This is a genomic window from Caballeronia sp. LZ003 (genome assembly GCF_031451465.1).
Taxonomy (GTDB): domain Bacteria; phylum Pseudomonadota; class Gammaproteobacteria; order Burkholderiales; family Burkholderiaceae; genus Caballeronia.
In genome coordinates this window covers 705,785-718,440 of sequence record NZ_JARUXJ010000002.1, presented here as the reverse complement: position 1 = coordinate 718,440, position 12,656 = coordinate 705,785, and the positions used below count along the sequence as shown (strand labels likewise).

The window sequence follows — 12,656 nt, the reverse complement described above, 5'->3', positions numbered from 1 at the left end:
CCTGTGCCTAACTTTCCTCTCCGGGCGCGGCGCAGCGTTTGAGCTGCAGCACTTCGCCCGCTTGAATGACCGAGTGACAGATATCGTCGATAGTCACGCGCTTTTCCATCGCCTGCGCCCTGAGCATGTCGTAAGCCTGACTCTCGCTGATCTGATGCATGAGCATGAGGATGCTCTTCGCCTCGCTCAAATGCCGACTGTCGAGCAGCTTCTGTTCGAGCTTCGCAATACGCTGCGTATGTTGACGCGCGCGTCGTGCGTGATAGAGCGCCATGACGATGGCGGACAACAAGCCAGACGCGCGTATGGGCGTGGTGATGATGCCGTCCGATCCCATCTTGATGGCCTGATCGATAAACGTCGGGTTCTCGTAGCCGATGACGCAGATGAGCGGCGGCGCGTCGGGACCGAGCCATTCGTCCTGCGGCGCGCGTTCGTCGGGCCGCAACGCGCGAAACACGAGATCCACGTGATCGGGCAGCACATCCGTGGGCGGCCATACGCGTTCGACCTCGAAGCCAATGCGTCGCAAATGGCTCGTCAACGTGAGGCCGTCGTCATCGTCCGGATGCACGACGATCACGCGCGGACTGCGCTCCAGAATGGAGCCAGTCAGACTGCGCTGTCCTCTGTCGCCTCGCGTGCTCACGTCAGTAGTCCCGCAAGCTCAGCTTGGTCACCCAATCGCCGAGCGTCTGATGCGTCATATAAGGATCGGGCGCGACCGCGATCTTCGACTCGCGCAACACGCTGAAGTGACCGTCTTCATTCGCGCGGCCAATACGCGGATACAACGCCATATGATGATTCACCGGGTCGATACGCACGCGTCCCTGCGGTGCCGCATACTCCGCGCCGAGCAGATGCGGCATGATCGTGCCGATCTCGTCCGAGCCCGCGCGCGCGCAGGCTTCGGCGAACATGTGCATCTGATAGTACGCAGCCTCCCAGTTCATGTCGGTGGGTGTATCGGCGCCAAAGCGCGTCTGATGATGACGCACGGCGGCGTGATTCTCCGGCGTATCGATGCTTTGAAAATAAGGCGCGGCCGTGTAGTGTCCTTGTGCGATTCCTCGTTCCATTGCATGAATCTCGGTCTCGGACGTGTTGAGGCTGGCAATGGGCATCACCGCGGGATCGAGGCCGGCGCGCGCATAGGCTTCGTAGAGATACGGCACCGTGGCGCCGATCAGCGTGCAAAAAATCCAGTCGGGCGATTTGCGTTTGATGTCCGCGATGACTTCGGCGAACGGCTCGCGCGATACATCGAGCGGAAGATAACGTTCACCGAGAATCGCGCCTTCCGGATGCTGCAACAGCAACTCCTGCATCGTGCGGTTGCACTCATACGGATAGACATAGCGCGAGCCGACCATATACACACGCGCACCGAACGTCTCCGTCATGAAGTCGGCCAACTGCACGCCATTCTGATTCGGCGATGCCCCGCTATAAATGATGTTGTCCGAATACTCGAAGCCTTCATACTGCTGCGAATAAATGAGCAGACGATTGTGCTTCTCGACCACCGGCAACATGGCCTTGCGGCTCGTGGACGTATAACCGCCGAAGATCACGTTCACGCCGTCTTTCATGATGAGCCGTTCCGCCCGCTCTCTGAATGCCGCCGGGTCGGACGCGGGATCGTAATGAACCGCCACGAGTTCGCGCCCGCCAATGCCACCGCACGCGTTGATCTCGGCCATTGCAAGCGCCGCCCCGCGCCATTGCGAACGTTCGAGCAGTGCAGTCGCGCCGCTCGTGGAAGAAAGCAGGCCCACTTTGATGGGATCGGACAAAGCCATAGCGTGACACGCTCACCGGAAATGTACGGACGCGCAACGCGTGAACTCGAGCGTCGCACGCCTTTATTTGAGTGTTATTTCAGGTAGCGCTTCGCGACCATGGCGCCCACCGTGTATTTCGGATCGACGAAGTTGCCGAGCCGAACCTTGCCTACCTGACTCAGCATCATATATGCATCCCACTTGTCGAAACCATATTCGGCGGCCATCCACAACACGAGCTCACGGTACGCAATGCGTGTGGCGTCTTCCAACGGACGCGCACTACCGATACTCATCAGCGCGTCTTCGTTTTCGAGTCGCGGCCAATCGATCTTCCAGCCCTTGATGAGATCGACGCGCACCGTCGTCGTGCTTCGATACTCCACCGCCGTGCCGCACACTTCGCCATCGCCCTGGCAGGCGTGTGCATCGCCGATAAAAAGCCGTCCGCCTGGCGAGCGCACCGGCAAGTAGGTGATGCTGCCTGGCCCCATGTCGGGCACATCCATGTTGCCGCCGTGCGAATCCGGCGTGAGCGAGTTGATGGAGTCGATCTCCGGCGAAAGACTCAAGGTGCCGATATGCGGCTTGTACGGCAACGTATTGCGCTTGCTCCAATAGACGTTCTCTTCGTCGATCTTGATCTTGCGCACGATCTCGGGCAGCGGCTCGTTGAGAAGCGCCGTGTAGTCCGTGCCCGTGAGGCCGCCGAAGTTGGGGATCATGCAGCAGAAGCCGTGCGGGTCGTCACCGCGCGGCGACATCTTTTCGATGTACACGGCCACCACGTCGCCCTTCTCCGCGCCTTCTATCATGACGGGTCCGTTCTGCGGATTGAGAAACGGCACAGTCAGCAGTTCGGATGGCTTGTCGGTCTCTTCCTTGATCTTGCCTTCGAAGGCATCGCGCGTTTCAACCACGATACGGTCGCCCGGTTTCACATGCAGCACCGGTTGCGAATAAGGACCGATGGTGTAGTGGAACGTCTGCTGCAACTCTTCCGTGAGATGGTGCTCAACCGGCTCGCGGCTCGCGCCGACGCCACGTTTCATCATGATCGAATCTTCAAGCCATTTCATGTCCGATGCTCCTTCACAGTGCCAGATACTGGCGAATCAGTTGTTCGTCTCCGAGTTGCGCCGGGCTCAGGGTATCGACTATGCGGCCCTTGTCCATCACGCAGCAGCGCGACGCAATGCGCTCCACCATGCCCATGTCCTGCTCGACCAGCAATACGCCGATACGCGCCTCCCGCGCAATCCGTTGAATGGTGTCGCCGATGAGCGTGACGATCGACGGTTGAATGCCCTCGGACGGCTCATCGAGCAACAACACCTTGGGCGCGCTGATCAACGCGCGCGCAATCGCCAGTTGCTGTTGTTCGCCGCCGCTCATGGTGCCCGCCTTTTGCCGGTAACGCGCCTTGAGAATCGGAAAGTACTCGACGACTTTTGCCTTCATTTCGGCGGCCTGCGCGCGATTGGCCTGTGCACCGACCTGCAGGTTCTCGGCCACGGTCAACATGCCGAATATCTCGCGCCCTTGCGGCACATAACCGATGCCTTGCTGCGCTCGCACGTAAGGCTTCGCATGCCCGAGCTCGACGCCATCGAGCGCAATGCTTCCCGCGCTCAACGGCACGAGTCCGATCAACGCGCGCATCAACGTGGTCTTGCCCACGCCGTTGCGGCCGATCATTGCGAGCACTTCGCCGCGTTCTATGCCGAAGGACACGCTATTCAACACGCGTCCGCCGCCATAGCCGCCTTCCACGCCCGATACCTCGAAGAAGGCGCTCATTGCTTCTTCCCCAGATAAACCTCGGCAACATCGTCGCGCGCGAGGATTTCATCGAGCGGACCATCGGCGAGAAGGCGTCCGCCGTGCAGCACGCTCACGCGCGTTGCGATCTGCTTCACGAAGGTCATGTCGTGTTCGACGACCATCATCGTGAGACCATCGTCGCGTAGTTGCTTGATGAGTTCGCCGGTCGCGTGCGTCTCTTCCACCGACATGCCGGCCACGGGTTCATCGAGAAAGAGCAGCTTCGGGCGCAGCGATACGGCCATCGCTATTTCAAGCCATTGCTTCTTGCCGTGCGAAAGATTGCGCGCCGGTACATGCTCTTCCTGCGCGAGCAAGAAGCGCTGCAAGAGTTCGTCGATGCTCTCGGGCCTGTCATCTTTCGCGCGATGCAGCGACAGTTGCAGATGCTGGCGCACGGTGAGGTCCGGGAACACGCCGGGTATCTGAAACTTGATGCTCATGCCCATGCGTATGCGCTCATGCGGCAACACATGGTTCATGTCGCGGCCGAGAAAATACACGCTGCCGTCCGATGGTCTATGTTCACCGGTGATGAGCTTGAAGAACGTGCTCTTGCCCGCGCCATTGGGACCGATCACGCAACGTATCTCGCCCGCGTCGATCTGAAAGTCGATACCGTTGATCACGTGCGCGCCGCCGAAGTGCTTCTTGAGCGCGCGCGTTTCGAGTAAGGCCGTCAAGATTTGCTCTCCTTGTGCGCATTGATCGCGCCATGCGAATGCGTCCGGTCGCGTTCGAAGAGTCGTCGCAGCAACTTCGCCGACGATGGCAGCAAGCCTTCGGGCGCCGCGAGCACGACGATCAGCAGGATCGCACCCATCAGAATGAGCGCGTACTGGCTGCCGTACACCGCGAGGTTTTGCGAGAGCCACACGAGGAATGCAGTGCCGATGATCGCGCCGCCGATGCTCTGCCTGCCCGCGGTAGCCACCCAGATGACGGGCATTGCGGCTGCGGTGAGTCCCATCGTCGATGGCGTGATATAGGACCCCCAGATCGTATAGAGCGCACCGGACAGGCCGCCGAGCGTGGAGCCGAATACGAAGATCATCCACTGATGCCGGCGGATATCCACGCCCAGCATTTCCGCGCGCTGCGGGTTCTCGCGGATCGCGACGAGCGTGAGTCCGAAGGTTCCGTCGAGCAGGCGTTTAGTGATCGCATACACGATCAGCAGCAATACCAGCACGAGGTAATAGAAGCTCGCGTTCTCCAGCGTGAGCGTGCCGCCGGGCCACGGAATGGTGAGCTGCGGCATGCCGCCCATGCCGTTGTAGCCGTTGAGCGGCGCCTGTCCTATGGTCCATTGCGGCCCCGCCGTCTGCGCCATGAACGTTTCGAGCACGAGCGTGACCGACAAGGTCACGATGCCGATGAACACACCCTTGATGCGCCCGTAGAAGATCATGTAGCCGATCAACGCGGCCACCACGACGCTCACCAGCAAGCCGACGATCACGCCGAGCCACGACTGATACCAGTAGTCGCCGAAGTTGAGCGTAAAGACGCCATACGTATAGCCTGAAAGCCCGAAGAACGCGGTCTGTCCGAACGAGAGAATGCCGCCGTGGCCCCACATCGCCGCAAGTCCGACGGCGCTGAACGCCCACACGAGACAATAGGCGAGATTGCCGCTTGCGGTGGCGTCGATCACCATCGGCAAGCAAAATGCGACGAGCCACGGCAGACACTTCAATGCGATTGATTTGTTCACACGAGGCTCCTAACGCAAGCGGGTGAACAGATTGCCGAGGCCTTGCGGCATCAGCCGGATGACGACGATCACCGTCACCAGCAAGCCGATCTGCCCGAACAACTGACCATACGATGCAGTGAGCGCCGTCTGTATCACCGCGAGCACGGCAGCGGCAGGCGTGGTGCCCGCAATGACGTTGGCGCCGCCGACCACCACCGAGACGAAAGCCTGCACGATGAAGTTGCTGCCCATCGTGGGCACGGCGGTCATGGTCGGTGCATAGAGCGCGCCGGTCAGCCCCGCGAGCCCCGCACCGAGCGCGAAGGTCAGCGTGTAGAGCCGGTCCGTGCGCAAGCCGAGACATTGCGCGATGTTCGCGTTCTGTATGGTGGCCCGTGCGCAGACGCCATAGTTGGTCTTGAAGAACAGGAGGTACAACGCGAACAGAATCACGAGCGCGATCACCGGCAGGACGGCGCGATACACCGAGAACGAGTATTCGCCGACATAGAACGATCCGAACGGCGTGCCGATGCCTTCTATCGACGGCCCGGCGACCAGCAGCATGGTCTGTTGCACGATAAGGCTGATGGCCCACGTTGCGACCACCGAATCGAAGAGACGGTCGTAGAGATGACGTATCACCAGACGTTCGATGACGACACCCGCTATCGCAGCGGCGATCGCGCCGAGCAGCATCGCGAGCGGTAAGGGCACGCCGCGCTTCGCCGCGATGATCGTCACATACGCGCCGCACATGATGAATTCGCCATGCGCAAGGTTGATCACGCCCATCATGCCGAAGATCACGGCAAGACCGAGCGCTGCGAGCACGAGATAAGCGAAGCTGTCGCCGAATTGATAAACGAGCGAATAAAGTACGGACACCGTGGCCATGAATGCGTCACCCAGGTTGCCGGCGCGTTTCGCTCGTGACGAGCGGCGCGCCGTTTCCTCAACTTACGACTTCTTCGGCAGATTCGTCGGCGTGTACTGACGATGGTCCGGCTTGTTCGGCAGATCGCAGCCGACCTTGCCGAGCCAGTAAGGCTGCACGTCGTCCCATACTTTCGGAATGTCGACCGAGTGATCGTCCTTCACATGCACGAGGTAGATCGTGTGGCTCACGTGGTGGCTCTTCGGATCGATACACGCCTTGCCCTGCGCGCCTTCCGTGCAGATGCCGCTTTCCAGCGCCTTTTGCACCGCCGCCTGATCAGTGGTCTTGGCCTTTTCAGCCGCCGCCTTGTACAGATAGATGGCGTCGTAAGCGTTGGCCGCTTCCTGGTTGATATACGGCTCGTTCGGGAACTTGGCGTGGAAGCGCTTCTTGAAGTCGTTGCTCGCGGGGGTATCGACTTCCTCGACATAATTCGCCGTCACGTACATGTCCTTGAGCGCGGGCGGTTTGAAGCGCTTGTGCTCATAGGCCTGGCCCACGTTGACCGAACTCGCCATCGGCAAGTTCAGATGCGCGGACGCTTGCTGCTCGTAATAAGAAGCCTGATTGGCGCCCACCAGCAAGGTCACGACGAAGTCGGGCTTGGCCTTCTGAATGTTCTGAATGGTCTGGCCGAACTGCGAAACAGAAAGCGGAATGAATTCCTCGCCGACCATCGTGCCGCCATTTTCCTTGACGATATTGCGCACCCATTCCGCCGAGATCTGGCCGAAGTTATAGTCGGCCGCGATGGTGTACACCTTCTTGCCGAACTTCTGCATCATCCACGGCAGCAAGGTCGAGAACTGCTGTTCGGGCACGGCGCCCGTGACGAATGTGGTGCTGTCGCAGACGCCGCCTTCGTACTGGTTATCGTAGAAATAAAGTTGCTTGGCGCGGTCCATGATCGGACGAATGGCCTCGCGCGACGCGCTGGAAAACGCGCCGAAAATCACGTCGGGTTTGTCGGTCTGAACGAGCCGCCGTGCAAGCTCCTGGAACTTCGTATTGTCGGACTGCGTGTCATACGCGATCAACGTGATGGGGCGCCCGAGAATGCCGCCCTTTGCGTTGATTTCATCGACGGCGAGTTGCGTCGCGTGGATCTTCGGGATGGTCGCAAGCGCGAAGTTGCCCGAAGCATCTTCGAGCAAGCCGATTTTCACGGGGTCCGCCGCGCTGGCAGCAAGCGACGACAGACCAAGTCCTGCAAGCAGGGCCAGACGCATCCAGCCAGACGGCTTTGGCAACATTGAGGTTCTCCAGGAAAACAGACAAAAAAAAGCCCCCTGACGAACGCACGGTTCGTCAGGGGGCTTCTACGCCGGGTCCTCAGGCGGACATCGTTGTCGGGCCGTAAGGAATGGAGTCGATACTAGTGCGCCGAAATTCGCGTTGTCAACGAGAAATCAAAATAGTTCGGTGCGCTTCGTGTCTAGTGCGAGTGACGCGGCACCTCCGCGCCCCGGCAGCCCACGAGAAAGTCGAAGTCACAGCCTTCGTCGGCTTGCAGCACATGATCGACATAGAGCTTGCGATAACCGCTCTGGTCCGCGGGCGTCTCGGTCTTCGCCGCCTTCCATGCTGCGAGCCGAGTGTTGATCTCCGCTTCGTCGATATCGATACGCAGCACGCCCTGCATGGCATCGAGCTCGATCCAGTCGCCGTTGCGCACGATAGCCAGCGGACCGCCCGCGCGCGCTTCCGGTGCAACGTGCAGCACGACGGTGCCATAAGCGGTGCCGCTCATGCGAGCATCGGATACGCGCACCATGTCGGTCACGCCTTGCGCGAGAATCTTGGGCGGCAAACCCATGTTGCCGACTTCAGCCATGCCCGGATAACCCTTCGGTCCACAGTTCTTCATCACGAGCACGGAGTCTTTCGTGACCTCGAGTTCGGGATCGGCAATTCTCTGCTTGTAGTCGTCGAAGTTTTCGAACACGACCGCGCGTCCGCGATGCTTGAGTAACGACGCCGTCGCCGCCGACGGCTTCAGCACCGCGCCATTGGGCGCGAGATTGCCGCGCAGCACGCACAGGCCGCCGTCTTCCACGAGCGGTTTGTCGAGCGGCCGGATGACTTCGTCGTTATAGAGCGGCGCTTCCTTGCAGTTCTCCCAGATCGTGTGACCATTCGCGGTGAGCGCGTTTGGATGCGGCAGCAAATTCGCTTCGCCAAGGCGCCGCAGCACCGCAGGCAAGCCGCCCGCGTAATAAAACTCCTCCATCAGAAAGCGGCCCGATGGCTGAAGGTCGACGAGCGTGGGCGTGCCGCGTCCGACGCGCGTCCAGTCGTCGAGTTGTAGATCGACGCCAATGCGCCCGGCAATCGCTTTCAAGTGAATGGCCGCATTGGTCGAACCGCCAATGGCCGCGTTCGCGCGGATGGCGTTCTCGAATGCTTCACGCGTGAGGAGCTTCGACAGTCGCAAGTCTTCGAGCGCCATGGTGACGATACGCATGCCGGACAAATGCGCGAGCACATAGCGGCGTGCATCGACGGCAGGAATCGCGGCGTTGTGCGGCAAGGTCACGCCGAGCGCTTCGGCCATGCACGCCATGGTCGATGCGGTGCCCATGGTGTTGCAGGTGCCCGCCGAACGCGACATGCCCGCTTCCGCCGACATGAATTCGTGAATCGATATCTTGCCCGCCTTCACTTGCTCGCTCAGTTGCCACACGACCGTGCCCGAGCCGATGTCGCGCCCGTGATGCTTGCCGTTCAACATCGGCCCGCCCGACACGACGATGGCCGGCACGTCGCAACTCGCCGCGCCCATCAGAAGCGCGGGCGTGGTCTTGTCGCAACCGACGAGCAGCACGACCGCATCGACCGGATTGCCGCGAATGGCTTCCTCGACATCCATGCTCGCGAGATTGCGTGTGAACATGGCCGTGGGACGCAGGTTCGATTCGCCATTCGAAAACACCGGAAACTCGACGGGAAAACCGCCCGCCTCGAATACGCCGCGCTTCACGTGCTCGGCGAGCTTGCGGAAGTGCGCATTGCACGGAGTTAGTTCGGACCACGTATTACATATGCCGATGATCGGCTTGCCTTCGAACTCGTGATCCGGAATGCCCTGGTTCTTCATCCAGCTTCGATACATGAAGCCGTTCTTGTCCGCGGTGCCGAACCAGGCGGCCGATCGAAGCTTACGTTTTGGCTCATCCATGTCTTTTACCCACTCTTTGAGAGATGCTGGAAATAGCATGACTATTGCGCTTCATCTTACCGGGAAAACGCTAATCGAAACGTGCGTGAACGCTGCATATAGTTTGGCTAATTCGGCGAGAGACAATGCTGCAGCGAAGCAAACCGAGTGCTTCGAGCTTCACCACGCCGAACCTGAAAGCGCGATGAATCGAAGAAATAGAACAACGTCGGAGCTGCACGAGCATCCCATCATTTGACGCAAACCCGCACCACTCACTATCTGAACATGATCGACGATCAGTCGACCCATCGACCAACGAGAAAGGGCTAGGAGGAAGACATGGCGCATGATTCAAAAGACGCGGAAGACAACAAGAGCACGATCAACAACGGCCGTCGCGGCCTCATGCAGGGTGCGGGTCTGGGAGCAGCGCTGTCGCTTCTCGGCGCGGCCGGCGGCGCGGGCGGATTGATCTCGTCGGCGCAGGCCGCGGAAACCGCATTTCCGCAGCACAAGAAATGGAAGATCGTGTTCGTCAATCACGTGACCACGAATCCTTTCTTCGTGCCAACGCAATACGGCATTCAGGACGCCTGTTCGCTGCTCGGCATGGATTATCAGTGGACGGGCTCCGCCACTTCGGATGCGGGCGAAATGGTGCGCGCGGTGAATTCCGCCATCGCGGCCAAGGCGGATGCCATCGCCGTTCCTATCGTCGATCCGACCGCCTTCGACAAGCCCATCCAGGCCGCGCTCGATGCGGGCATCGCCGTGTTCGCCTATAACGCCGATGCGCCGCGCGGCAAGACGAGCCCGCGCCTCGCGTACATCGGGCAGGACTTGTATCTCTCTGGTTATCAAATGGGCGAGCGTATTGCGAGTCTCGTCGACAGCGGCCTGGTGGCGCTTTTCATCGCGACGCCGGGACAGTTGAACATCCAGCCGCGCCTCGATGGCGCGAGCGACGCGATCAAGAAGTCCGGCAAGAAAATCGACGTTCAGACGGTCGCCACGGGCGCCACGGTCAACGAAGAGCTTTCGAAGATCAAGGCGTTCTATCTCGGCCATCAGGATCTGAAAGGCATGTTCGCGGTCGATGCAGGCAGCACGCAAGGCGTGGCGCAAGTGATGAAGGAGTCCAACCTGCCGTCGAAGGGCGTGCACGGCGGCGGCTTCGATCTGTTGCCCCAGACCGTCCAGCTGATTCACGAAGGCTTCCTCGATTTCACCATCGACCAGCAGCCTTATGTGCAGGGCTTTTATACGGTCGTGGAAGCGTTCACGTTCCTGGCTTCCAGTGGACTCGTCGGGCCTGCCAACATCAACACGGGCCTGAAGTTCGTCACCAAGGGCACGGTCGAGCCGTATCTCAACACGTCGACGCGCTATGAAGGCAAGTCGACCAAGCCGCAGATCGTGCCGATGAACGGCGCGATCAAATCATGATGAACGCGGTCAACGAACCGCAGAAGACACAAGCTCCCGCGCGCGTTCCACGGCCGCGCGGGGCCTTGTTGTCGAACTGGGCGGCGGAGTTGCGCATCCTGCTCGTGGCCGTGCTGTTGTGCGCGTACTTTCAGGTCATCAATCACGACTTCCTGTTGAGCAACGCGAGTCTCGTCAACCTCTCGCAGTTCATCGCGCCGGTGGCGATCATCGCGTTCGGCGAAGTGATGCTGATGATCGGCGGCGACATCGATCTGTCGGCGGGCATGGTGTTCGCCTTCGCGCCTTTCATGATGGTGTTCGCCAACGACGCGGGCGCGCCCATGTGGCTCGCGGTGATTGCGGGACTCGTCGCGGCGGCGATCATCGGCTTCGTGAATGGCGCGGTGACGGTATGGCTGCGCCTGCCTTCATTCGTCACCACGCTCGGCACGCTGTTTCTCATCAACGGCATCACGTTGACGCTTTCACGTGGCACGCCGGTGGCCACGCCGGGCGAACCCGGCTTCGCTGCCGTGATGGGCGGATGGGGCTATAGCGAGATCATCTGGACGGTGGCGATAGGCTTCGTCATGCACGTGCTGTTACGTCATACGCGATGGGGACTGCATACGCAGGCGGCCGGCGCGAACGCCATTGGCGCGAGCGAGGCCGGAATTCAGGTGAACCGCTTGCGGCTCGGAAACTTCGTTCTCGCCGCAGTGCTCGCGGGCTTCACGGGCATTCTCGAGGGCTACCGCATTACGTCCATCGACCCGCAAGCAGGCGGCAACCAGATCATGTTTCTGGCCGTCGCGGCGGCCGTGATCGGCGGCACGCCACTGACCGGCGGCTCGGGCACCATCGTGGGCGGGCTCATCGGCGCGGCCGTGCTGGGCATTCTGAACGATGGCTTTACGCTCATCGGCATCAACGCGTTCACGTTCAACATCATTCTGGGCGCCGCCATTCTCGCCGCGATGATCTTCAACATCCATATCGGCCGCGTTCGCCGCAAGGGAGGCCGGGTATGAGCGATGTTTTGCAAACCGCCCCGGCGAGCTATGCGCTGCGTGGCGACAACCTCGTCAAGCGCTTCGGCGCGGTGACGGCGCTCGATGGCGTGTCGTTCTCGCTCGGCTCCGGCGAAATTCTTGGCGTGCTGGGCGACAACGGCGCGGGCAAGTCCACGCTCGTCAAGATACTCACGGGCTACCATCAGCAGACCGATGGCAAGCTCGAGATACACGGTGAAGAAACCTTGCTGCGCTCGGTCGATCATGCGCGTTCGCTCGGTATCGAATGTGTGTATCAGGATCTCGCGCTCGCGAATTCGCTGAGCATCTATCACAACATGTTCCTGAATCGCGAGATCGTGAAGCCGGGCCCGTTTCGTCTGCTCGATCACAAGCAGATGCGCGAGCGCGCCGCGCAATGTCTCGACGATATCGGCGTGCATGTGCCTTCCGTCGATCTGCCTGTGGAGCGTCTTTCGGGCGGCCAACGTCAGGCTATAGCGGTGGCGCGCGCCGTCAATTCGAACGCGAAGATTCTGTTGCTCGACGAACCGCTCGCCGCCATGGGCGCACGCGAGGCTGCGCTCATCATCGATCTCGTCTTGCGTCTGAAGGAGAAAGGCGGCCTGTCGATCATCATGATCATGCACAACTACGCGCAGACGCTCGATATCGCCGATCGCATCATCCTGATGCAACGCGGACGCGTGACGTATGAGCAGCGCAGCGCGAATACGTCGGTGGCGGAGCTGATGGAAATCGTGCGGCGGGAATATCGCGCGATGCGTGCGACCACCGCGTAGCG

Annotated in this window: 12 protein-coding genes; 3 read left to right on the top strand and 9 right to left on the bottom strand. The window is 60.5% G+C overall.

Translation table 11 applies throughout. From position 1 onward, the window contains the following. Window positions 1–7: 7 nt before the first annotated feature. From QCE79_RS17885 to QCE79_RS17845, 9 genes are all read right to left on the bottom strand, one after another. Window positions 8–649 (bottom strand): ANTAR domain-containing response regulator, encoded by a 642-nt coding sequence (locus QCE79_RS17885; RefSeq protein ID WP_244831078.1) that lies wholly within the window; start codon window positions 647–649, stop codon window positions 8–10. A gap of 1 nt (window position 650) precedes the next feature. Then, window positions 651–1,805, bottom strand: coding sequence for a transporter substrate-binding domain-containing protein (locus QCE79_RS17880; protein ID WP_250527119.1), 1,155 nt, complete (start codon window positions 1,803–1,805; stop codon window positions 651–653). A 74-nt stretch (window positions 1,806–1,879) separates the two neighbouring features. Then, a complete protein-coding gene (locus tag QCE79_RS17875) occupies window positions 1,880–2,866 on the bottom strand; it encodes an acetamidase/formamidase family protein (RefSeq protein ID WP_250467791.1) in 987 nt (328 codons plus the stop codon). 13 nt (window positions 2,867–2,879) lie between these two features. Continuing rightward, window positions 2,880–3,587: an ABC transporter ATP-binding protein gene (locus QCE79_RS17870; RefSeq protein ID WP_244831075.1), complete on the bottom strand. Its 708-nt coding sequence runs from the start codon at window positions 3,585–3,587 to the stop codon at window positions 2,880–2,882. Continuing rightward, window positions 3,584–4,294: an ABC transporter ATP-binding protein gene (locus QCE79_RS17865; protein WP_250467789.1), complete on the bottom strand. Its 711-nt coding sequence runs from the start codon at window positions 4,292–4,294 to the stop codon at window positions 3,584–3,586. Before QCE79_RS17865 ends, QCE79_RS17870 begins: the two co-directional genes overlap by 4 nt. Then, window positions 4,291–5,271, bottom strand: coding sequence for a branched-chain amino acid ABC transporter permease (locus QCE79_RS17860; RefSeq protein WP_250511420.1), 981 nt, complete (start codon window positions 5,269–5,271; stop codon window positions 4,291–4,293). Before QCE79_RS17860 ends, QCE79_RS17865 begins: the two co-directional genes overlap by 4 nt. 66 nt (window positions 5,272–5,337) lie before the next feature. Beyond that, complete coding sequence (locus QCE79_RS17855; RefSeq protein ID WP_244831073.1) at window positions 5,338–6,207, bottom strand: ABC transporter permease subunit; 870 nt, start codon at window positions 6,205–6,207, stop codon at window positions 5,338–5,340. Window positions 6,208–6,270: 63 nt separating this feature from the next. Then, window positions 6,271–7,503, bottom strand: coding sequence for an urea ABC transporter substrate-binding protein (locus QCE79_RS17850; protein ID WP_309846463.1), 1,233 nt, complete (start codon window positions 7,501–7,503; stop codon window positions 6,271–6,273). Window positions 7,504–7,685: 182 nt separating this feature from the next. Then, a complete protein-coding gene (locus QCE79_RS17845) occupies window positions 7,686–9,428 on the bottom strand; it encodes an IlvD/Edd family dehydratase (protein WP_309846462.1) in 1,743 nt (580 codons plus the stop codon). A 321-nt stretch (window positions 9,429–9,749) separates the two neighbouring features. Between QCE79_RS17845 and QCE79_RS17840 the strand changes: the two genes are divergently transcribed. From QCE79_RS17840 to QCE79_RS17830, 3 genes are read left to right on the top strand one after another with little or no spacing between them, the layout of a single operon-like run. Then, window positions 9,750–10,856, top strand: coding sequence for a sugar ABC transporter substrate-binding protein (locus tag QCE79_RS17840; RefSeq protein WP_309846461.1), 1,107 nt, complete (start codon window positions 9,750–9,752; stop codon window positions 10,854–10,856). Then, window positions 10,856–11,869, top strand: coding sequence for an ABC transporter permease (locus QCE79_RS17835; protein WP_244831930.1), 1,014 nt, complete (start codon window positions 10,856–10,858; stop codon window positions 11,867–11,869). Before QCE79_RS17840 ends, QCE79_RS17835 begins: the two co-directional genes overlap by 1 nt. Continuing rightward, a complete protein-coding gene (locus QCE79_RS17830) occupies window positions 11,866–12,654 on the top strand; it encodes an ATP-binding cassette domain-containing protein (RefSeq protein ID WP_244831069.1) in 789 nt (262 codons plus the stop codon). Before QCE79_RS17835 ends, QCE79_RS17830 begins: the two co-directional genes overlap by 4 nt. Window positions 12,655–12,656: the final 2 nt, after the last annotated feature.